The 22,625-nt window shown below is 62.8% G+C and carries 18 protein-coding genes; 11 read left to right on the plus strand and 7 right to left on the minus strand.

Going from position 1 to position 22,625, the window contains the following annotated elements; translation table 11 throughout:
* The first annotated feature begins 59 nt into the window (after positions 1–59).
* The gene (locus tag ABZ728_RS13070) at positions 60–638 is read left to right on the plus strand and encodes a hypothetical protein (protein ID WP_366656600.1); all 579 of its coding nucleotides are present in this window, start codon (positions 60–62) and stop codon (positions 636–638) included.
* Between the two features lie 26 nt (positions 639–664).
* On the opposite strand, the gene brxL is transcribed toward ABZ728_RS13070, so the two are convergent.
* Genes brxL through ABZ728_RS13105 form a run of 7 tightly spaced genes read right to left on the minus strand, consistent with a single transcriptional unit; the run spans position 665 to position 13,402 of the window.
* Positions 665–2,713 (minus strand): protease Lon-related BREX system protein BrxL, encoded by a 2,049-nt coding sequence (gene brxL, locus ABZ728_RS13075; RefSeq protein ID WP_366656601.1) that lies wholly within the window; start codon positions 2,711–2,713, stop codon positions 665–667.
* 1 nt (position 2,714) lies between these two features.
* Positions 2,715–4,988, minus strand: a complete 2,274-nt coding sequence (gene pglZ / locus ABZ728_RS13080; protein WP_366656603.1) for a BREX-1 system phosphatase PglZ type B — start codon at positions 4,986–4,988, stop codon at positions 2,715–2,717.
* Positions 4,985–8,323, minus strand: coding sequence for an SAM-dependent methyltransferase (locus ABZ728_RS13085; protein WP_366656605.1), 3,339 nt, complete (start codon positions 8,321–8,323; stop codon positions 4,985–4,987). Before ABZ728_RS13085 ends, pglZ begins: the two co-directional genes overlap by 4 nt.
* 3 nt (positions 8,324–8,326) lie before the next feature.
* The gene (gene brxC, locus ABZ728_RS13090) at positions 8,327–11,749 is read right to left on the minus strand and encodes a BREX system P-loop protein BrxC (RefSeq protein WP_366656606.1); all 3,423 of its coding nucleotides are present in this window, start codon (positions 11,747–11,749) and stop codon (positions 8,327–8,329) included.
* Positions 11,750–11,759: 10 nt separating this feature from the next.
* On the minus strand, positions 11,760–12,305 hold the full coding sequence (locus ABZ728_RS13095; RefSeq protein WP_366656607.1) for a DUF1788 domain-containing protein: 546 nt from the start codon (positions 12,303–12,305) through the stop codon (positions 11,760–11,762).
* The gene (locus tag ABZ728_RS13100) at positions 12,292–13,176 is read right to left on the minus strand and encodes a hypothetical protein (protein WP_366656774.1); all 885 of its coding nucleotides are present in this window, start codon (positions 13,174–13,176) and stop codon (positions 12,292–12,294) included. Before ABZ728_RS13100 ends, ABZ728_RS13095 begins: the two co-directional genes overlap by 14 nt.
* Complete coding sequence (locus tag ABZ728_RS13105; protein ID WP_366656608.1) at positions 13,136–13,402, minus strand: ribbon-helix-helix domain-containing protein; 267 nt, start codon at positions 13,400–13,402, stop codon at positions 13,136–13,138. Before ABZ728_RS13105 ends, ABZ728_RS13100 begins: the two co-directional genes overlap by 41 nt.
* 213 nt (positions 13,403–13,615) lie before the next feature.
* On the opposite strand from ABZ728_RS13105, the gene ABZ728_RS13110 reads away from it, so the two are divergent.
* The 10 genes from ABZ728_RS13110 to ABZ728_RS13155 all read left to right on the plus strand — a co-directional run bounded on the left by ABZ728_RS13110 (position 13,616) and on the right by ABZ728_RS13155 (position 22,622).
* Positions 13,616–14,182: a hypothetical protein gene (locus ABZ728_RS13110; RefSeq protein ID WP_366656609.1), complete on the plus strand. Its 567-nt coding sequence runs from the start codon at positions 13,616–13,618 to the stop codon at positions 14,180–14,182.
* Positions 14,183–14,642: 460 nt separating this feature from the next.
* A complete protein-coding gene (locus ABZ728_RS13115) occupies positions 14,643–15,194 on the plus strand; it encodes a Terminase small subunit (DNA packaging protein Nu1) (protein WP_366656610.1) in 552 nt (183 codons plus the stop codon).
* Complete coding sequence (locus tag ABZ728_RS13120; RefSeq protein ID WP_366656611.1) at positions 15,160–17,214, plus strand: terminase gpA endonuclease subunit; 2,055 nt, start codon at positions 15,160–15,162, stop codon at positions 17,212–17,214. The genes ABZ728_RS13115 and ABZ728_RS13120 overlap by 35 nt, the downstream gene beginning before the upstream one ends.
* 9 nt (positions 17,215–17,223) lie before the next feature.
* Complete coding sequence (locus ABZ728_RS13125) at positions 17,224–17,427, plus strand: phage head-tail joining protein (protein WP_366656612.1); 204 nt, start codon at positions 17,224–17,226, stop codon at positions 17,425–17,427.
* On the plus strand, positions 17,427–18,929 hold the full coding sequence (locus tag ABZ728_RS13130) for a phage portal protein (protein ID WP_366656614.1): 1,503 nt from the start codon (positions 17,427–17,429) through the stop codon (positions 18,927–18,929). The genes ABZ728_RS13125 and ABZ728_RS13130 overlap by 1 nt, the downstream gene beginning before the upstream one ends.
* Positions 18,913–20,010, plus strand: coding sequence for a head maturation protease, ClpP-related (locus ABZ728_RS13135; protein ID WP_366656616.1), 1,098 nt, complete (start codon positions 18,913–18,915; stop codon positions 20,008–20,010). The genes ABZ728_RS13130 and ABZ728_RS13135 overlap by 17 nt, the downstream gene beginning before the upstream one ends.
* Entirely contained in the window at positions 20,007–20,372 is a 366-nt protein-coding gene (locus ABZ728_RS13140; RefSeq protein WP_366656618.1) for a head decoration protein, read from the plus strand. The genes ABZ728_RS13135 and ABZ728_RS13140 overlap by 4 nt, the downstream gene beginning before the upstream one ends.
* A gap of 23 nt (positions 20,373–20,395) precedes the next feature.
* Positions 20,396–21,448 carry a major capsid protein gene (locus ABZ728_RS13145; protein ID WP_366656619.1) on the plus strand — a complete coding sequence of 351 codons (1,053 nt, stop codon included), beginning with the start codon at positions 20,396–20,398 and terminating at the stop codon, positions 21,446–21,448.
* A 29-nt stretch (positions 21,449–21,477) separates the two neighbouring features.
* A complete protein-coding gene (locus tag ABZ728_RS13150) occupies positions 21,478–21,777 on the plus strand; it encodes a head-tail joining protein (RefSeq protein WP_366656621.1) in 300 nt (99 codons plus the stop codon).
* Positions 21,774–22,622, plus strand: a complete 849-nt coding sequence (locus ABZ728_RS13155; protein WP_366656623.1) for a hypothetical protein — start codon at positions 21,774–21,776, stop codon at positions 22,620–22,622. The genes ABZ728_RS13150 and ABZ728_RS13155 overlap by 4 nt, the downstream gene beginning before the upstream one ends.
* The last annotated feature ends 3 nt before the right edge of the window (positions 22,623–22,625 follow it).

A 22,625-nucleotide genomic window follows, 5' to 3' on the forward strand; every position in this document is an offset into this window, starting at 1 on the left:
CAGGATCAGTCTCGGCATTAGAAGCCCTTGGCCGTGTGAGGCTTTCCGAGAATTTTTTCATGAGGGACATGCTCTATTCCGAGATCGCCAACTTTTATGGCATCCCGAACATCCCTGACGACCCAAGCCTTGCCATAGCTGCCGGCACCCGTCTGTGCGAGGAACTCCTTGAACCAATTTGGCTGAGGTTTGGCCGCATCTCGATCCGATCGGCGTTTCGTTCGTGCGCTGTCAACGAAGTCGGAGTTGGTAAACACAACTGTGCGAGCAACGAAGCGAACTATGCCGCTCATATCTGGGACCGGCGCGACGCAAACGGATACATGGGGGCAACGGCGTGTGTCGTCGTGCAGAGCTTCCTGCCACACTATGAGCGAACGGGCCATTGGCAGGCCCTCGCATGGTGGCTTCATGATCACTTGCCGAATAACGCAGGCCTGACCTTCTTTCCAAAGCTCGCCGCGTTCAACATCTCATGGCACGAAAATCCCACCCGCAGCCTATACAGTTACATCCCGCCTGAGAGAGGCTGGCTGACCAAGCCCGGGATGGAGAATTTTGACGGATCGCATGCCAAAGAGTACGAAGAATGGCTCGAGGAAGCAGAAGCAAAGAAACACTCAAAAATTAACAAATAAATCCGTTCGTATTTTAAGTTAAAAAATCATTCATGAATTGCTTTCCGAAGGGCATCTCGCGCATCAGCGTAGAAGAGAACCTGGATTTTCGTCGCCACGTCGTCTGAAAGGTCAATCAATGATCTGCGACTAGAAACAGGCAAGAGCACGGCGCTCGCTCCCTTTTCCATGGCAAGCTCGACAACGTCGATTGGGTTGTGAACGGGTTCGATGGAGCCACCCAAAGTGATTCCCCCGGCGACAACCAGGCCACCCTTCAAAGGCTTGCCGAGCAAGGCAGAGCAAAGTCCAACAAGAATTCCAACGCCGAGTTGCTCGCCGCTCTTTGCCGCATCGAACGATCGGATCTGGATAGCGAATTCATGTTCGCGCGGCTGGCGTTCACCGACAAGCTCCTTTGATCGCGCATATAGATTTTGCTCTGCAATGCGAACGCTTTCGCGAAATGGGCCGGGAGGATTCTGGTTTAGAATACGAATGCCCCCGCCGGGGCTTTCAGTTACTTCAATGCGAAACAACCCAGTGCTTTCATCCTGACCACCTGGACTGATGGCCCATATCTGGCCGGCTGGCAGTGGGTCGGAAGCAATGCCATCAGCGCTCTGCAACTCGGGTGTGGAGACAAATTTCTCTACCCCGTCCAGTCCAATCGTGTAGCTGAACTGAGTATTACGAAACTCGGCCGAGCCGATGCGCTTCTGCTGCTCCTTGACACGACGACGTACTTCCAAGGCAAGGCGAACCGCCCATTCGAGATCGTCATCCGGCACCGCGACAGATGGATCGGGGTAGAGGAGCTTCAACAGGCCTGAGACTGTCTTGTTAACGGCATTTTGGTCGCGACCGGAAAGGGCACCCCCAAAGTGCACTCGTCCCTGCAGGACATTCGCGCGACTTTGCGAGCGAAGCCGCGAGAAGCTTTCCGCGAGAACGTCGCTTACAAGCCCGAAACGGTCGGTGAACAATTCCTTGCTTATCTTAGGAACGTCCCATCCTGGCAGATAGCAGTGGATGCGGTCCATAAAGGCGGTGTCGTTGCGCATCTCAGGCGGCATCGGTCCAAAAAGATGTCCGACCCGCTGCTGGTGCTGCACGTCCACATCGAAGTTGCCGACCATTACAATACTGCCATCGGCGCGAATACTCTCTCGCCCGCGCGAGAATTCCCCCGACTCCATGTAGCCTTTCATGATGTTGACGCCGTCTTTCTGGTCGAAGGAAACGCCCGAGACCTCGTCGAAGCAGACGACATCGTATTGGCAAACAAGCCCGCGCTGCCCATTCTGCATATTAACGAACATTCGCGCGACTGTTGCCTTGCCACCAGAGACGAGGTGCGCATAAGGCGAGACTTGCTGGAAAAGGTGGCTCTTGCCCGTCCCGCGCGGGCCGAGCTCGATCATATTGTAGTTCCGCTCCACGAACGGGACCATGCGAAGCAGCGTCGTGTCCTGAGCCCGGGCGCTGAGTGCTGCCGGCTCCAGGCCGACACTCCGTAAGAGGAAATCCTTCCATTCGTGCGTAGAAAGTTGGGCGCGACCGGCAGCAATTTTATCCAGAATATCGCGTGTCGATAGCTGAATTTCGCGGAGGCTTAGGATTTCAAACGGCCGGCCTCCTTTCTCTTGCGCGATGCTAGCGTCATAGCCAAGCTCGACCTCCGCATAGAACCCGCCGGTCAGCATTCGCTCATGGTCGAGGACGATCTTGTCCGAAATCCGTACGTCGTTCACCCGAAGGCTCGGCAAGGTCGCCAGGTAGCTGTCGGTTTTAAAGTCGAGCCGGGCAGTAACGATGTCGATGATACGCACGGACCCGCGGTCGCGCGCCTTGGATTTGAACAGCTCCTCCTCACCCGCCCGGACTGTACGATCCGAGAGCTGCGACTGTACCATCTGAAGGCCTTCTTCAATCTCTTCAGGCACAGTACTGGCGCAATAGCGGCCGAGCATGAACTCGACCACATAGGTCGGCACGGGGAACTGGCCTCGAAAGCGGCGCACCAAATCCTTGCGCACGATGTGACCGGGGAAGGCTTCCGCCGCCTTGCGGTCCAGGTCGTCGAGTTCGATCACCTCAATCCTCCCCGATCACCAGCCTATGGAGGGCCAATACTCGATCGTCATCATCGAGCACAACAAGACAGGCGGCTTCGCGTTCATGTTCATCACTCGCCAAGAACGATGTGCGTCCCTGCTCGTCGAGGACCCGGCCCCCCTTTACGAGGCTCTGTCCACTGGTTTCCGAACCGAGCCGCAAATCGACGCGGAGATCCGCTCCGCCGGCGACCTCGACGCGCAGGCGTAGTCCCTCCCAATTAGTTCGGTCGATCGAAACTGTCCGCTGTGGGCTACCATTCGCCACATCAATGACGGGCAGAATGCATTCTTGTGGGCTAACGCCGCCATGAGCATACTCATAGCTCGCGTAGAATGACCGCGCCCCTGTCGCGGTAGCCACCGAAATTTCAGGGTTCCAAGTCCACGGCACCTGAAGATAAGAAGTTTGCGCCCTTGCTTTCACCAGGGCGCAGCGAGTCCGCTTACCGTTCGGTTCCACTAGCCCCACATCGAGCGCCGCATGGGGCAATCCGCCGGGCATCAACAACCAGCCATGGTCAGTGACGATGCGAAGGCTTCGCCCAGAGCGCAACAATCCGAGAATTCGATCTGCGACGTCGCGTATGGCGGCCGATAGGCGTTCAGCAAGGCGTGCCCCCAGGGCGTGTCCCTCTTCGTCAAAGCGTCCAGTCTCTGTCCAGAGCTTTGTGCCAGAAAGTAAAGCATTGCCGGTTTCCCAGCCTTGCGCTTCCATAAGCTTGAAGAGTACTGGCTTCGTCACCGGCTTCCCCTCGGGGGAGTGAGGCAGAACGTCGGAGGTGGCAGGTGGACCGACCAGCAGGGAGGCTACCGGCGAGACTATCGCCTTGCACGTCGCGGTGACAGTTGGAAATCCCGACCACATCCAGCCCAGGGATACCTTCACGCCTTCGGCTTCAAGGCGGCGAACAAGCTCGCGCGCAATGTCCATCCGCAATCCATCCACAAACAGGACCGTAGTAGCATCTGATTCGGCCTTTGGCGGTGCCGCGAGTCTGACCTTACCGACCCGCATCAACTCTTGTAGCGCGTTTGCCCCTTGCTCAAGCCAAGGCAGGTAGACGGCACGGAGAGCGGCGGCGATTGCCTCATGATCGACCTCGCGCGGCGCTGCCGCCAGCGATTGCATAGCGGCCCAGTCGATATCGGCACTGGCCGAGACATACGCTTCCGCAAACGCATTACCCTCATGGCTCGGCAGCGCCTTGGCCGCCGCCACCTCCGCGATAAATGCCAAGGCCTGAGCCAACGGTGCCTGCCCGCGCCGCGCCCAAATCGTCTCTCGCCGCCATGCGTGCTTGGTTTCCAACTCAGCGACGTTCGCTCTTGCAGCTTCAGGAGAGATATCAGCCAGTCCAAGGAGCTGTTGACGCAGATCGTCTTCACCTTTTGAGTTGATACGTGGGTAGGAATCCTGGTGCTCGAAAAGCGTTCCTGGTTCTTGGAAATTAAGATAGGCCACGACTTGCTCATAGCCGGTGGATGCTCCAAAACGCGCCCAAACCTCCGCCCACCGCCCTTCGCGCTTGGCCAACCGTCGCACGGCATCTTGTGGGGACAGCCTGCGCGGATCGAATTTCAATTGCTTGTCGGCGATGTTGGCAAAGGCCGCGAAACGCGACGGATCGCCCAACTCTGTGAAGGCACCTTCGATCCAATCAAGCATGTCGGCGGCGAGGTCGGGGGCGAGCAGCGCATTGAGATGGTCCGCGTTCCAGCGTTGGCCGCGCAGCTCCTCAACGGGGCGCGAGCAGAAGCGCTGCGCCGCGTGGGAGAGCGCCGTGCGGGTCGCGTTGTCGTCAGCGATGTTTAGTTTCAGCAACCCGCGTTCGGAAGTGAGGAAGCTGCGCAACGTCCAGTCCTTGCCGTTGACATGGCCGAACATGGTGCCTGCCACCGTGAACCAGACCAGCGGCTGAAGGAGCGTTGGACAGTCGTCGACGCCCTTCAGCGTCTCGCGGGCGACGCCGGGCAAATAGAGGATTGGCGTGCTCTCCTCGGGAATATCGACGGCGGGAAGGGCACCGGCCACTGCAGCGCGCAGCCAAACCGCCGGTCCCGTCCGTGTATCTGCATCGAACTCGCCGTAAGTCAGCAGCTCTGGAAGCCGCTCCCGCAGCGCCGGCAAAAGGGGTTCGAACTCCCTATTGGCGTCGCACCACACCACAACTTCCGGCGGCGCCTCGGCCGCGGCGTTGTAGCTCGCGGCGTAGTGCAGGGCGCTGACGAGGGCATCGAGAGGCGTCGTCACTTCGCCGCCTCCACCCGTATTGGAGCGGCCACACGCGCGGCGCGCTTCTCGGCCAGAGTGGTATGGTGATCGTTGCGGCGCTCGCCCTTGAATACCTCGTACCAGGGCGCAGATGGCGCGTCGTTGCCGCGATCCTTGTCCTTCAGAATTTTCGACAGGTCGTGGGTCAGCACACCTGCCTTGATGAAGGGGCGGATGTTCTGGCGCACGCCATCATCCAGGTCGGGGTCCCACCCGAGCGGCTGCTGGGCGAGAGGCTTCCAGCGCACGAAGATGTCGTAGGGTTGCTCGCCTTCCAGGATCTTTTCCAGCTTCTGCTGCAACTCGCGGCCCTTTTCGTAGCGCAGCGTGTTGCCTTCCGCCTTGGCGCGGGCGAGCCAGTCGCCGAGCAGGGTATAGGTGAGCTTGCGCAGGTTGGCCTGGTCAAAGCGGTGGTAGTGGGCCAAGACCGAGAAGCCGTCCTTCAGCCCGTCCGAGATGTGCCACAGGAACGGGCGCTGGCCGAAGAGAGCGCAGTGCTGCCGGAAGGCGCGGTCGCGGAGCCAGGTTTCGAGCGAGCCGTCCCGTGCCACCTTCTTGTCGAGGAGCTCATCGGCGTCGCTAACCAAACGGCGTTCCAAGGCGTCGGACCAGTCGGCGCCAAACGCGGCGGCGAGATAGCGGCGCAGGCGGTCGGCCAGCGACTTTTCTCCTGCGACGGGCGGGACGCCAACTAGACCGTCATTGTCAGCTGGGGGAAGTTCTGAAGCTTCTACAATCCAGGCGCGGGCCTCATCGGAAAGATGCATTCTGTCGTCACTCTCGGCTGGCCAGCGATACCCTGATATCCGTGCGAGCGCGACGTGCAGTGAAACTCCTGATCTGGCGTTCCTCGGATGCCCGTGAAAGAGCCATTGGGTTGGATCAGGCGAGGTAGGAAGAGGGAGGCCGCATTTATACTTTTTATCAAATACATCTTGCCATTTTTTCAAGTTAAATGGCACTTTCGTTAGAGTTGCATTTGTGATGTTCTTCTTCTTATCAATGTTCCGCAGCTCCACCTTGTATTCCTTTGAGGAGCAGTACTCAAAAATCGGCCCAACATGCTCCGAGTTCAGCGGAACGATTGCAGAAACATTTCCATCGAAGCGTTCCCCAAGATAGAGGGAAGCTGGCAGATGTCTCATTTGACTAACCGCAACGCCAAGCTTTCCGAAGCAACCCTCGCCACGCAAAGCTGCAAAATGTCTTCCGCCATCACCCCAAAAGACTATATTCTGGCAGCCACTAAAGTGAGTGTCTTCGGAAACAGTGCTTCGAAAATATGTCCAATCTGAGTTTGGAAGCGCATTCTCCCAAAATAGAAGCTTGTAACGATCAACATCGCCCGTGCTTATGCCCTGATATGCGTGCGCATATCGAGACAACAAAGGTAGGTTATCCATTTTTGCTGCGGTGATCCGGCTATCTGGGTTCGATAGCTGATCGGTTTGTTTCAATAGCTCGAGATCTCCAGATTGAATGTGCGCAAACTTCTCATGAATTGACTCCACGTGAGTGGCATCACTTGCAAAGTGAAAATTGCTTTCCTCTACCTTTTTTCGTGTCCAAGAAGTAAGCGTGGCAAGCGGACCGCGCTTTTTGAATGCAACCCAAGCCTCTTCACCAAGAAATACTGCAAAATCCAGGTGATATTTTTGTAGTAGTGAAATGCGGAAGTCTCTATAGCTCACCAGGAAGCACCACTCTTGTTTTGTGACGCTCGCTGTTGCCCCTCCAGGATTCAACATGCTCAAAGTTCTTTGAACCATTGAAGTCGATAAGCACTGTTTCGCCGTCGGAAAATGTGAGTCACAGTACTCAAGCATTTGAGATGACTGTTCTCCGCGACCTAAGAAAGGAACATTTGTTGCAACAAGAGTATATTTTCCGGTGAGCATATTAATAGCATCTGCCATCCCCCTGGCCGCAAATGCACCTTCGATAACGTCGGGCTCAAGCTGTTTTGCTCTTGAAATCAACCGAGACAGCAGCCGAGTGAATTCCCGCATCTTTTCGGACTCGAAGAGGTCTCCACCAGCTGGTTCCAATAAACTACCAAGTATGGGCGCTTGGCTGAAAAGTTCGTGCATTGCATCAAGAGCATAAGCCAATTCAGCATCACCCTGCGCAAGGCTCACGAATTCTCGTTTCGGCAAAGGTGGGGGTGCGCCTACCCATGCAATATGGGGCGACGGTAGGATCTGCCATCCGCCAATGCGCCAAGCACTCAGCGCCACGGCAAACGCCGCGATCTGCACACAGCGCCCATCGATCTCCAATCCATGGAGATTGTCGCGCAGCACTGCCGCGACCGCATCGGCGGACAACAAATTCTCATCTGCCTCGCGAAACGCCGTCAGGATGGCCAATGCCTCTGTCAGGAAGTGCCCAGACCCGCAACATGGGTCGAGGACCGTGACTGCCCTGGCCTCTTTCGGCCAACCGGGAAATGTACCCGCTGCCGGGCGCCAGGGGCCGTCTTCTCCTTCGCGCACGAACCGCAGCATGTCGAAGGTGTAACCGGGCAGCGAACAGGCTGCACGCAAGGCAGCCTCGTCCGCAGCCGATTGCGCAAGCGCCGGATCGGCTGCCAGAACCTTGCCAGCCCACCAGGCCCCGAGCGTGTTGTGCAGCAGGAAGCGTACCATATAGGGCTCGGTGAACAGCTGCGTGACAGCCGGCAGTTCATCGGCCCCGGTCTTCACCCCCGACGCGTTGACCGCATCCTTCTCGGCCGCACGCCAGAACTGATAGGTCCAGCCCAGACTGTCCTCGGCTTGGAAGACCTCTGCGTCGAGCCCCGTCACCAGGCGGTGCAGCTTCTGGGTATGAACCGGGTCGAGTTCGAGTGCGAGCACCGGATCGTCGATGCGGAAAACTGCGGGCAACATCGATGCGGCATACCGCTCGGCGATCACCCATGGGTCGGTCAGGCCCTCGGCTTCGGCGAGCTCCCGGCAGTCCTCCAGCGAGACCGGCACGTCATACTCCGGATTCCGCAGCAGACCGCGCTCGGCCAGGAACCGTGCGAAGAGCATGCGGTGCCAGTGCGCATAGGCCGCCGCTTCGAGCAGCCTTTTCGTTTCCTGCGACTCGTCCGACCTATTGAATGCGTCGCCCAGCGCACGGGCATGGGCACGCAAGCGGCGGCGCAATCCCTTCTCGGCATCGTTCAGGTAGGAAGGTGCCTTGCCGTCCGCCACGCCGAGGCGCTGAATTGCATCGCCCGCGCCTTCTTCGGCAACTATACGCGCGTCCTTGACCGTCTTTTCGAGTATCCGGCGCAGAGCTGTGGGGAGGTAGCGGTTCGTCATGCATCACACCTTTGGAATCACGGGACCGTCGCCCAGCGTATTGGCAATTCGCTCGCGGACTTTGGCAAGCCAGTCGTCCAGCTCCGCCTCGTTCTTCAGCAGTGCGCCCGGCAGGTTCACGGCGCGTGCCTTGGGCTCCAGCAAGGCGGCGGCGGCGGCAAGTGCATCCTCGATGCGCGCCGGCAGCGCCTTCACCATGTTGTTCCACTCGGAAAGGCCGCGCTGAGACAGCGTCTCGGCGATGGCCTGAGGCGTATCCACAGCGGGCTTTTCCACCTTCAACAGCCCGCATTCCTGACGGATGCTGTGCTTCTCTTCAGGGGACAGCTTGGCCCAGGTCGGATCGTCGGCGAGCCGCTGCTCTCCCTTCTGCCATGCCGCCTTCCAGGCCGCATGAGTGGCGTTCAGCTTCGCCCGCAACGTCTCCGCCGCCGCCGAGATCAAGGGCGGCACCGGATCTGGATCAGTGAGCAATCGCTGTCCGTCACGTAGGTCGTCGAGATCGCCCTGTTGTTCCGTGGCGCCCAGGGTGACTAAACGTTCCGCCAACCGCCAGTTGGGTAGCCGGTCGCCGATCTTCTGCGCGGCCACCTTCCATGCCTCCAGCTTGTCGCGCAATGTGGCCGCGTCAGCCGCCAACGCGGCAAGGAGGTCATTGCCCGAAAGGCTCTTGTAGGAGGCCATATTGGGCACCGTTTCCGGCTCCGGCGCCGGCGGCTGGCCACCGGACTGTCGCGCTGCCGTTTCGAGGCGTTCGAGAAGCGCCGTCAGCACCAGGTGTTCCTGGTTGTTCTCGAAGGCGATGCCCGCGTCGGTCAGCAGGCCACGCACAGGCATGCGCTGTGCGATGGTGATGATCGTTGTTTCGCCGTGGAACGTGCAGGTACCAAGCTTCTGGCGTGGCAGATCGGGAAGCGAAGCAGATTTCAAATCCTCGCCGGTGACGCGGACCAGCCCCGCATTGGCGAGGACGATGAGCGCGCCATCGACGGTATCTTGTGACCAGCCATAGGGCGGACTGGTGAACTTCGAGCGCAGGTCCGAACCCTTCCGGCCGGGGCCGAGCTCGGCCAGCAGCGCCTTGCACACCACATGGCTCTCCGGTGCCCCGGCATGGTCCACCGCCTCCATGGCGTCCGGGTTCTTGCGCATCGCTCGGTCGCGCACCTTGTCCCAACCCGGGTGGTCGCCATCGGCAAACTGCGGGTAGAGGCGGGCAAGAGCGTTGGTCGCTCCTTCCCTCACTGCTTCGTCTGGCGCGCCCGGGATCAGCTTGCCGCCAGCCTGATAGACATAGGCCTGCGCCACTGCCTCCCGGACAATCTCCTTAGCCACGGCCTCCGCCTTGTTCGCGCGGGATTGCATGGCGGACTGCGCCTCGCGTCCCGCGTCGGTCTGCGGTACCCCACGAGCCTGCAGTACATTCTCAGCGCCGCGCCAGGTCACCAGCGCATTCGTCAGTTCTTTGTCACGGGTTGGATGGCGCGGGATGAGCAGATAGACGGAAGGATCCGATGTTGATGCCGCTGCAATATCCTTCTCCACCACCACCAGGTCGTCGTTCCACCCATTTTTGAGGCGCAATTGGATGCCATCCGCCGGAGACTTGTCACCAGGGCCCAGTCGGTGAATGCGGCGTTGCTGACGACTGGAGCCGTGTCTCACGTTGGTGGCGCCCGCCAAGGCGGTTCCGATCGCCTCGTCCAGCAGTTCACGTCGCGACCTGGTGAGTCCGGATTGATCTGCCAGTATCGCCTTCTCCTCTCTGCGATACGCGGCTTCCCATTCAGCGCTCTCTTTCGTCTGCAAGCGCCATTCACCGCCGACCTCGATCACCGCTCCATCGGACTGAAGGTCCTGCAACAACTTGGGCACCGTGCGGCGTAGCTCGTCCTCGCCTGCAAGATTGACGATCAGGAGATCGGCGATGGTCTCCGCCTTTGCGTGGACGCCGTGATGGTCCGCCTCCCGCGCGATGCGACCCAGCATATAGACCAGCATGAGGATGCGCGCCTTCAGCCGATCCTTTTCGGTGCCGCTGTGCAGCGCTTCAATACGGTTGCGCGTCTCTCCCGGCAGAAGCCCGGCGTTGTAGGCCTCAGTGGAGAACCGCCCATATAGGAAGTCGACCGGCACCGCGTGTCCCAGCGGTTTATCGCCATAGGTGCGAGCCGCATCCAGTGTGGTGCGCAGTTGTCCACGCAAAGTGCCACCAAGTCCTGTCCGATCAAGCTCACGCAGGATGTTTTCCCAGACTCGGCGACGGGATGGAAGGAGCGGCCAGTCGAGTACTGCCTCAGCGTCATCCTGTACAGTGTGTGCCAGTCGGCTGCCGCGCAGGTGCCTGCTAATCTCGCCTGAATTGGTGCTCAGCATATTGCGAATAGATTCTTCAGCTCCCGCTTTCTTCCGAAGAACGGTTTTGCGGACGACAGCATCGACATCCGCTTCTCCGAGCGCGATCTGCACAGGGAATCGGTCGAGAAGCTTTTGAAGATCTTGTACATCGCTTAGCGCCTGCTGACCGGTAGCGACCAACATGACGCGACCGTCGAACCGTCCCGCAAGTCGTTCGGCTATGGTCTGTATCTTCAGCGTCAGACTAGGGTCTTGCCGGATGAACTGCTGCACTTCATCGAGAACGATCAGGGTCAATGGCAACTCGGCTCGACCCAGCATGAGGGCTTTTCGAATCATCGATTCCAGGAGATCGACGGTAACGGCGGGCGGCTCAGCAAATTGTGAGCGGAGAAGGCTACTTAGGTCTTTGGGCGAATCAGCAAGGTCTGGCTTGGCCTTCAAGACCGCCGAACCAAAACGGGGTGAGAGAATGAAATTACGAATATCGGTCTCGAAGGAGTTGCCCAGGTTCGTACGAACGCTATCCAAGATCTCGAGATCGTCGAGCCAGAATGCTACTTGAGCAGCGCGGAGATCAGTGGGCAAACCAACTGCCCGTAGCACAACCCCAATCGTGGCCTCGGCCGGATCGGACGGACCTGTTCCAAGCGTATCGCCGGCCGCCAGGACGCCATCCGCGCGTTTCGCCGCAGTCCGCAATTCTTTCAGCGGCGCGGCAACCTCCGTCGGCAAGTGTGGGATTAATCCTTCAGCCGTGGCGCCGTCCACAAACTCAAAATTCGTCCACAAAGCCGCCAGCATGCTCGCAAGGTGGGACTTGCCAGAACCATAGAACCCTGAAACCCAAACCGACGGAGCAGTACCACCGTGGCCTACAGAACCAAGAAATGCTTCCAGTATTCGGGCGAGCCCATTAGCATAGGCTCCATCACACACGAAAGTCTCGAGCTCACCACGTAGCGTTTCCAATGCTTCCGCCGTTGGCGGGAAAGAAGTCTTTGCAACCCCTTGATTGGCTATCCTATATTCCGCCGGGTCGGTATAAAAAGTGTCTCGATTGAGCATGCGTCGCCCCTCAAAATTCGGTTTCAGCCGGAATCGGAATGGCGTGGTAATTCCATCCGTCCCGTGCATCGAGCAGACGGTATACGCCAGCAGAGTGCGTTCCAGGAAAGCCAACGAGAAGCCGACCAGGGATAGAGTCTGCGATTCGGCTGATCAGGGCCGAAACTCGCACGATTCCGAACAGCGCTCCGCAACCGTCAACGGCGAGGACGTCATTAGAAGTGCAAGCGCGCAACCCATGCGTGATTTCGTTTACAAGGCTGTTCTCAATCTCAGGCAAGAGACCTCTTAGCTCGGCCGGTTGTTCGACCAGGGCATCGAAAAATTCGTGTTGTGCGATCCAAGCGCCGAACCAACCCGAAAGGGAAATTTGATGCCAGCCATGCCCAGCCCGGAACGTCGCGTGTTCGAATTCTGCGAGACGCCCTGTAAATCGACGTTGAAGCGACTTGTCATACCAAAGTATCCAGACGCGGGCCGCAGGGGGCACATCCGTTGCCCAGGGCAGTTGCACTTGCCTGTTGTACGCGGCGAGGATGTCATCAAACGTCTTCAAGTCCTGGCACCCCTAGTGCGACCGCCATTGGATGGCGGATGGAAATTTCGGTTACATCGCCCGCAGCCCGAACACGTACCAGGCCGATTGATTCGGCGCGTCGCAAGGCGTCGAGAGCTTGTTCGGGAGCAAGGTCCAGAACTTTCATCCAACCGGAGTTCAAGATAGCCGGCCCCCCGAAGCCGGACGCTGTCGCAATTAGCGCCGCAAACGCAACCGTCGGAGGAGTAGGCGAAACGCGCTGCCTAATTTTCTTGATTGCACCCTTCAGATGCCCACTCTGTGTCCAAGACGATGCGCAGTTCTGTGCGAGCGACCGAAGCATTTTCTCGCTGAAGCGTCCAGGAAATGCCGTGACTAGAGCATCTTCAAATAGCGGGCGCTGCAAGCTTTGCCCCACCGACCCCGTCATAGCAACGTCCGCCGTCTCTCGCAGAAGCGGATCACGAGCCAGGGCAACGAGCAAAGCTTGCAAGCGACGACCTTGGATATCGCTTTTCCACAATTTCACGAACGCCTTCGTCAGTTCTGGCTGATCAACGAGTCCATAGAGATTGGCCAAATGCCGAAATGTCAGACGCCTCGTGTTGCCGGTCGCCTTGCCAATTGCGTTCTCATCAATGGCGGCCGAGCGGAACTCATCCGGCCTCAATGCACCAGTCGCCATCAGGGCTTCAAGCTCGCTGAACATCATCGTCTTGGATTGATGTGTTCCGCCGCCTGAACGTTTGATACCGAACGAGGAGAGCCTAGCATCTTCAGCACGCGCGCCGCGCCAATGCGCCGCTTCTGGTGCATTTCGGACGCGGATTCCGCCATTGCTCGCCATTTCAGTCTTTGTTCGAAGCGCGAGCATGTAGAGTATCTTCACCTTTCTTATCAACCGAATGAGATCGCTTGATGAACTGTCTTATGGCTTGCCGAATCAACCATGAGAGCGACACGTCGCTGGCGTCAGCGAGCTTCGCCAGCGCATCATGGTCTTGCTCTTCGATACTGACCGTCAGGCGTGTCGTTTTCCGAGGTCGGCTAGCCATCCTTTCCTCCGGTCCGGAAGCGCGCTCCAGTCTGTACGAGACTGCATCATTCCGATGCATTTTTCACCAGCAATCCGTCAGTGCAGGAATTTCGTCAGAGAAGGCTGGAATACTCACCGAGGGATTGAATGTTGCACTTGACACGCGACCGAGGCTTCCGATAAAAGCACATCCATAAGGTCGCGATGTTGTGGGTTTTTCACCCCTAACGCGATATCATTCAGGGCGCACCCAGCCGGGCGGCGCCCTTTTTCGTTTCAGGGCTGATTCGCCATGCTGGTCATCACCGACAATGTCACCCAGGCGATCAACCGGCTGCGGCGGCACCAGCGCCGGCATGTGCCGTTCGCCATGGCGCGGGCGATGACGCTGTTGGCGCGCGAGGGGCGGGACGCGGTGCGCGAGTCGCTGCCCGAGCGGTTCAACCTTCGGCGGCGCTGGGCCGTCCACGGCATCCGGTTTCAGTTCGCCACCAAGCAGTCGCTGACCTCGACCGTCTATTCCCGCGACCGTTTCATGGTCGAGCAGGAAGTCGGCGGCACCAAGACCGAGAATGTGCGGCCCATCCCGGCCGGGCGGCTGGCGACGCTGCACCGGCGCCGGGCAATTCCCCGGTCGCTGACGGCGCCGCGGATGAAGCGGCGCGACGACGTGTTCGAGCGTGACGGCATCCTGTGGCAGGCCAAGCCCGACCGGATTGAACCACTGTATGTCTTGGCGCAGCGACTGCGTATGACGCCGCGCCTGGGCATGCGCGAACAGGTCGAGGATCTGGCCGGCCGGCGCAGCGAGCCGGTGTTCGCCCGTGTCCTGCGCGAGGCCACGGCGCAGGATCGATAGCCCGCCGATTCCGAGACCCTTCGCTGTCATTTGATAATGCCTCGCCCTCTTATGAAAGACCAGATTAGGGCCTGCAGGCGGCATTACCGAATTCCGCTGAACGCGCTGTCGTGGCCCGTGACGGGCGTCTTTTCGTCGGCCGCTCGATGGGTAAACCGGCGGCCTCGCGCGCCCTACGACCCGAGACGGCGCCCTGCCCGCACCCGGGCGGGGACCCTGGGCCCTGAGCCCAGTGAGGTGCCGCTTGAGCGCAGGGCTCCGGTGTTTTGGAAAATTTTGATCCCGAGGCAGCGTCAGCATCCCACCCGAATATGCTATTGTGATCAATGACTTACCGGAATTCCGATGCACAATCGGGCCGATTTGGCCTGTCACCCCTCCCCCGGATTTCTCAACAATCTCAATTCGTTAGGCGAAAAGGGATGCACAATTGGCCGGCAGGACCAAGAGAACCGAAAGCTTGGTCAACGCCGCCGCGATCCTGGGCCTGCACCGCAACACGCTGGCCCAGTGGATCAAGCAGGGCTGCCCGGTGGTCACCGAGGCCGACCGCTCCCAGGGCATCGAATGGGCGATCTGCGTTGCCGACGTCGTCGAATGGCGCGTGCGGACCGCGGTCGAGGACGCGCTGTCCGGCTATGACGACGGCGCCGACCGGATCAGCCGGGACGAGGCCGACCGCCGCCGCGCGGTCGCCCAGGCGATCACGGCCGAGGTCGAGGCCGATCAGGCCCTTGACCAGGTCGTCGACCGGAGCGACGCCGAGGCCGACATCGCGACCTTCTGCGCCGGCCTGCGCGCCGGGCTCTCCAACGCCGCGGCCAAGATTGCCTCGCGCACCGTCACCATGGAAAGCGCCCCGGAGATCCAGGACCTGGTACTGGGCGAGCTGAACCGCGCCTTCGACACAGCCGAGGCCGAACTGGCGGAACAATGGGCCCTCGCCGCACCGGAGGACGGCGACCCGGAGACGACCGATGATGCAGACGGAACCGGCGGGAACGGCGGCTGAACGGATCGGACGCCACCGCCGGGGTGATTATCAGCGCGGCCGCCACAGCCTGCGCCGGCATATCCGCCAGCTGTTCGACACCGCGCTCCGGTATCGCGAACGGCTCAGCGGGTCGGAATGGGCCGACCGTTACGGCGTCATCCCCAAGGGCACCGGCGCGGAACACGGGCCGGTCACGCTCTACGGCTATCAGCGCGGCCTGGTCGATGCCATGTGCGACCCGTCGATCCCGCTGGTCACGGTGCTGAAGGCGGCCCGGGTCGGCTATACCCGCTGCGCCACGCTGGCGATCGGCTACCACCTGCACCAGGAAGTCGCGCTCTGCGCCGTCGCGCAGCCGACCATTCCCGACGCGGAGGATTTCGGCGGCTCGGAGATCGCGCCGATGCTGCGCGAGACACCGGTTCTGTCCCGGCTGCAACGGCCGGGGCGCAAAGGGGAGAAGCCGGACAAGGCAACCTTTCACCAGCTGGCCAACGGCGCCTCGGTCCGGGTGGTCGGGGCGGCATCCGACGATGCCTTCCGGCGCTATTCGGCGCGCTTTCAGTTCGCCGACGAGGTTGACGGCGACGGCTGGACACCCGGCGCCAAGACCCAGGGCGAGAAGCTCAAGCTGTTCTGGACACGCGGCGAGACGTTCTGGAACCGCAAGCAGGTGCGCGGCTCGACGCCGCTGATCGAGGAGACCTCGCGCATCTGGAAGCTCTGGCATCAGAGCGACCAGCGCCGCTATTTCGTGCCCTGCCCGCAATGCGGCGAGATGCAATATCTCGACTGGGGCGGCCCCGATCAGGTGCACGGTCTCAAATGGCAGCTGACCGAGGACGGCAAGCTCGACGACGTCTGGTATGTCGGCACCTGCGGCTGCATCATCGAGGAACGCCACAAGGTCTGGATGGACGGCCAGGGCGAGTGGCGGCCGACCGCGACGCCGCGCACGCCGGGTCATGTCGGGTTCCATCTGTGGACCGGCATGTCGCTCAACCCGAACGCGGCCTGGCGGGTGATCGTCGAGGAATGGCTCGAGGCGCTGGAGAACCCGGCGGACCTGGTCCAGCCCTTCGTCAATCTGCGCCTCGGCAAGCCGTATAAGGCGGTCAACGGCAAGGAACTCAAAGCCCACAGCCTGTTGGAGCGGCTGGAAGACTATGGCGCCATCGTGCCGGCGGGCGTCCGGTTGCTGACGGCCGCCGCCGATATCCAGTCCGGCACCGTCGACCCCCGGATCGAGGTCGCCGTCTGGGGCTGGGGCGCGGGGCTGGAATGCTGGCTTATCGGGCATTGGGTGCTGAGCGGCGATCCCGGCCAGACAGCCGTGTGGTCCGAACTGGACGCGCTGCTGAAGCGCAGCTTTCCGCGCGCCGACGGCCGGGCCCTGCGCATCGAAGCGACCGTGATCGACAGCGGCGGCCACCACACCGCCGAGACCTATCAGTTCGCCAACGAACGGCGGCTCGACCGGGTTTGGGCGATCAAGGGCCGGTCGGAGAAGAACGGCGAGCGCGGCCGGGTCTGGCCGACCAAGCCCAGCAACAAGCTGGGGCGCGTCTGGTACATGATCGGCGGCAATGCGGCGCGCGACTGGGCTTATGGCTCGCTGGCCGTGGAAGACCCCGGCCCGCGCTTTGTCCATTTCCCGGCCGCGCCGCCGGTCGGTTCGCGCCCGATCGACAACGAGTATTTCGAGCAGCTGACCCGCGAGCGGCTCAGCATCAACCGCAAGGGCTTTACCGAATGGATCAAGCCCCGGGGCGCGCATGAGGCGGGCGTTTGTTTCGTCTACGCCTATGCCGCGCTCTGTGGCCTGCAGACGATCAGCCCGCGTTTCGTGACCGCCGTCAAAAGCGAGGCAGCGCCCACGGCCGCCCCGCAGGCCACTGCCGATTCGCCGCCAACGCCCGCGCCAGCCGACGACCAGCCGGCCCCGGAGCCCATAAGCAGGCCGCCACCCAAGCCGCCACCCCGGCCGCGCGCGCCGCGCAAGCGCCGCGTGATCCGCAGTTCCTTCATGCAGCGATAGGACAGTTCCATGGCCTGGACCCAAGCCCACCGGGACGACCTCAAGCGCGCCATCGCGCTGGGCGTCACCGAAGTGCGCCACGGCGACAACGTGACCCGGTACCGGTCCCTGGACGAGATGCGTCAGACCCTGGCGCTGATCGAAGCGGAACTCGGAGGCGGCCAGACGCGGCGGGTCAGGTCCTTCGTCCTGCACGGCCGGCGGGGCTGGTGATGCGCGCCGCCCGCACCCGCACCCGGATCAAGGGCACCCGGCTCTATGTCGACGACCCGGCTTATCCCCAACAGGGGCGCCGGGCCGTGGCCGCCTATCAGACCACCGGCGACGGCCCGCGCGCCCGGCGCTGGCAGCCCGGCACGATCGGCCCGAACGCCGCCGCCGATCAGGGGCTGGCCCAGCTGCGCGATCAGTCGCGCGAGCTGGTCCGCCGCAACGCCATCGCCGGTACCGCCATTGACCGGCTGACCGACAATGTCGTCGGCACCGGGATCAAGCCGCAGCTGCGCGGAGACCTGCACGACCTGTGGCTGCGCTGGACAGATGCGGCCGACGCCGCCGGGCAGTTCGATTTCTATGGCTTGCAGGCCCAGGCCTATCGCGCCGTGGCCGAGGCCGGAGAATGCTTCGTCCTGTTGCGATCCGACCCGGGCGGGCCGGTGCCGCTGTCACTCCAGGTTATCGAGGCCGAACACTGTCCGTTGCATCTGACCCGGTCCGACGGCGGCGCGATGATCCGGCAGGGGATCGAACTGGACCCGCAAAATCCGGCGCGACGGCTGGCCTATTGGCTCTACCCGCGCCATCCGGGCGACGGCATGGCCCTGACCGCCACCGGCATGGAGCCGGTGCGCGTCCCGGCCGACCGGGTATTGCACCTCTATTGGCCGACCAGGCCGGGCCAGCTGCGCGGCGAGCCGGTGCTGTCGCGGGTGCTGGATCTGATCGCCGACGTGGCGGACTACAACCGGTCCGAACTGATCCGCAAACGCACCGCCGCGATGCTGGTCGGTTTTGTCCGCCGCAACCTGCCCGAGGGCATTACGCCCGACGACCTCAAGGAAAGCTGGGGCGACGCAACGGTCGACGACACCGGCCACCACCACGTCGATATGGAGCCGGGCACGATGCAGGTTATGGGCCCGGGCGAGGACGTCACCTTCAACGAGCCCAAGGACGTGGGCGGTCAGTACGATGTCTTCATGCGCCAGCTGCTGCGCCTGATCGCCGGCGGCGCCGGTATTCTCTACGAACAGCTGTCGGGGGATTTCAGCCAGATCAACGACCGCACCTGGCGCGCCGCGGTCAACGAGTTCCGCCGTCACTGCGAAATGCTGCAGCACCACCTGATGGTCTTTCAGCTCTGCCGGCCGGTCTGGCGGCGCTTTGCCCTGCTCGGCCAGGCGCTCGGCCGGCTCCCGGCCACCGTTGATCCCACGGCGCCGGTCAAATGGACCCCGCAGGCCTGGCCCTACATCCACCCGGTTCAGGACGTCGAGGCCAAGCGTGAAGAGGTGCGCGCCGGTTTTGCCTCGCGCGCCGGGGTGGTCAGCGAACGCGGCGATGACGCCCAGGCGATCGATCGCGAGATCGCCGACGACAACGCCCGGGCCGACGATCTCGGCCTGGTGCACGACAGCGACGGCCGCTATCCGCGCGGCGGTGGCCGATCCGAGACAACCCCAGCCAATGGAGAGACGAATGCCGCATCTGATTGACGGCACGGAACTGGCCCTGCTGGGCCCAGTGGCGATGGAAGGCGGCTTCGACAGCGCCGACGTGATCGCGGCCCTGGCCGAGATCGGCCGCGACAAGGCTATCACCGTCCGGCTCAATTCCGGCGGCGGCCTGGCGACCGAGGGGGCCGCGATCCACGCGGCACTCTCGGCCCATAAGGGCGGCGTGACCGTCATCGTCGAGGGCGTCGCGGCGTCGGCGGCCTCGCTGATCGCCGCCGCCGGCGGCCACTGCGCCATGGCGCCGGGCGCGGTGATGATGATCCACGATCCATCGGCGGTCACGGTCGGGACGGCGGCGGATCACACGAGGTCGGTGGCCGGGCTGGAACGGCTGTCGGCGGCCTATGCCGGGCTTTATGCCGAACGCACTGGCCAATCGGCCGAGGCGATGCGCGACCTCATGAAAACGGAAACCTGGATGACGGCCGAGGAAGCGGTTGCGGCCGGGTTCGCCGATCGCGTTCTGGGCCGGGACGCGGCCAACCCAGCCCCGACCGCTTTCGCCTATGGCCTCTATGCGCACGCCCCCGCCCCGATAATGGCCGCGGCGATCCATCCGGCCAAGCCGGCCCCCTCTCCGACTGCCTCTGCGCCCCCTGGGGAACCACCCGGCCCCGCCCCTTCGCCGCCGCCGGCTGACACTCAGGCCGAGTCTCCGGGCGATGCCGGCGCCATCGCGCAACTGTGCGCCGAGGCGGGCGAACCCTCGACCCTGGTCGCCGCCTTGCTGAGCGAAGGCGCGACCCTGGCCACCGCCCGCGCCCGTCTGGCCGACGCCACCGCCATCCGGACGCGGGTCGCCGCCGCCCGGCGGGTGACGGCGGCGATCGAGGATGGCTTCGCCGATGATGCGATCGCCAAGGGGCTGTCGCCGGATGCCGTCAGCGCGGCGCTGCTGGCCCGCCTCACCGCCGCGCCGGGCCCGGCGATCGATTCTTCCCGGCCCGGGACACCCGACCAATCCGCCGCATCAGCGGCCGGACCGGGGGCCGGACCCTCGAGCCTCAACCCCCGCGCCATCTATGACCGCATGAACGGAATCGGAGCCGCATCAAAATGACCACACTGAGCGAAGGCCGCCGGACCGGCGAATTCCTGGTGTCCGAGGCGGGCGGCTACCGCAGCCGCGACCAGGTCCGGGTGCTGACCGACCAGCCGCTGCCCGCCGGCACCGTCCTGGGCCGTGTGACGGCAAGCGGGGTTTACGCTCCGCTCGATCCGGCGGCCGAGGATGGCAGCGAAACGGCCACCGGGATCCTCTACGCCAATCTCGCGCCCGCCCCGGATCCGCAGGCCGCGACTGTCATCGCCCGGGACGCCGAAGTGAACGGCCACTGCCTGGAATGGCCCGGCGCCGCCACCCCCGAACATCGCGCCGCCGCAGTTGACGATCTGGCGGCGCGCGGCCTGATCATCCGATAAGGCACCCTCATAAGGACCGCCACATGTATGAATTGCCCGACATCTTTACCGGCGACGCGTTCTCCGCCGTCACCCTGACCGCCTCGATCAACGATGTGCCCTATACCCCGCAGCTGCTGGGCTCGATGGGGCTGTTCTCGGTCGACGGCGTCCGCACCACCGATATCGCCATCCACGCCCTGGACGGCGCGTTGTCGATCGTCCAGACCAGCGAGCGCGGCGCGCCGCCCGACCAGATCCCCAATCAGAAAGGCAAGTTGCGCAAGGCGAGCGTGCGCCGGCTGGCCCTGGAGGCCTCGGCCTATGCCGACGAGGTCCAGAACGCGATCAGCTATGCCAAGGCCGCCGGGCAACCGGTCACGCCGACCGCGCAGGATTTGCTGACCGAACGCTTCTCCGGCCCGTTCGGCCTGCGCGCCCGGCTCGAACTGACCCAGGAATATCACCGCCTCGGCGCAATCCAGGGCGTGGTTCTCGACGCCGACGGCAGCGTGCTCGACAACTGGTTCGAATTCTTCGGCATCGCGCCGATGGGTGATGCCGAGATCGACTTTGCGAGCTTCACGGCCAATGACCGCAAGTTCGAGGTCCGGTGCACCGGCCTGGTGCGCGACATGGCGCGCGAGATCGAGGGTTTCCCGATGGTCTCGCTGCAGCCGGTGGCGCTGTGCGGCGACAATTTCTATGACCAGGTCTATTCCAATAAGGAAGTCGCCGCCGCCCGGGCGAACCGCGACACCGGCCGCGAGTCCGACGTCTTCGGGGTGACCAAGGCGTTCAGCCGGTTCGAATACGGCGGCATCCTGTGGGCGAACTATCGCGGCACCAGGGACGGCGAGGTCGGCATCGGCGCCAACGAGGCGCGGCTGTTCCCGTCCGGCATTCCGGGCCTGTTCCAGATGCTGTTCGGCCCGCCGGATATCATGGGGCTGACCAACACCAAGGGGCTGCCGAGCTATGCCTTCATGCCGCCGGAACGTCAGACCAGCCGTGCGGTGGTGATCGAGGCGCAATCCAACCCGCTGACCCTGTGCATGCGGCCACGCGCCCTGCGCCGGCTGACCCTGAAGCCGTGAGCCGGTGGCGGGACCGGGTCGGGGTGGCGATGACCCCGATCCTGGCGGTGTTCGGCGAACGGGTCACATACCGCCCGGCCGGGGGCGACACCGCGCCCCGGATCATCGTCGGCGTGCTGGATGAACCCCATCAATCGGTCGAGCCCGGCACGCGAGCGCCGGTGTCGACCACCGCGCCCACGTTGACGGTGCGCATCGCCGATCTGCCGCAGCCGCCGGTCGCCGGCGATGCCCTGACCGCCGACGGCCGGGATTGGCTGGTAAACGATGTCCAACCCGACGGCGGCGGCAACGCAAAACTCAAACTGCATCGGGATCATGGCCGATGACCACGCGCACGCAAGTATTGGCGGCGATCCGGGCCGCCCTGACCACACCGACGCCGCAAACCGATGCCGGAACCGAGGTCCGGATCGGCCAGATCGTGCCGCTGTTCGCATCGCACATGCCCCTGGTCGTCATCCACTCGCCCCAGCGCAAGGTTCTGAACAATCTTTCCGATCCGGGCGGTGCCAGGCATTGGGAATTGACGGTGGCGATCGAGGCCTATGCCGCGGGGCGCGACGCCGAGACTGCCGCCGAAAAACTGGCGGTCCAGATCGGGGCTTGCCTGGAACGGGATCCGACCCTCGGCCGGCTGGTTGAGGATATGCGGTTGATCGAGGCCGCGACCGAGACGGCCGTCGACGGCGACCAGATCTTCGCGGGCGTCGTACTGGCCTACGAATGCGCCTGTTGGCAACGCGCCGGAGAGCAGGACGATACCGCATCGCCGGCGCTTGCGACGTCCGGGGGTGGCGCGGTCGTCTTCGATCCGGAGGCCGACGACTACGGCGACGGCTACGCCCCGCTGGCCCGCGACGCGCTCGACAACGGCGCGGCGCCGGATCATATCCGCCGGGTGGCGATCGACGCCAAGCTGATCGACGCCCACACCTACACCCCCGGCACCGCGTTCGAGAATCACGCGCCCCTGTCCGCGACGGAGGCCGCCACGGCCGACGCGCCGGTCCTGCTGGTCCGGGAAACCCGGATCCTGACGCTGCCGGCGATCCACCGGGACAGCGCCACCCGCCCCGGCCGGACCGGCGTCTTCGTCGGCCAAGCGCCGGAGGTCGGACCGGACCACGAGGACGCCTACACGGCTGTCGATGCCTGGGTGAACGGGGAGTGAGGC

The sequence above is a fragment of the Fodinicurvata sp. EGI_FJ10296 genome, assembly GCF_040712075.1.
Taxonomy (GTDB): domain Bacteria; phylum Pseudomonadota; class Alphaproteobacteria; order DSM-16000; family Inquilinaceae; genus JBFCVL01.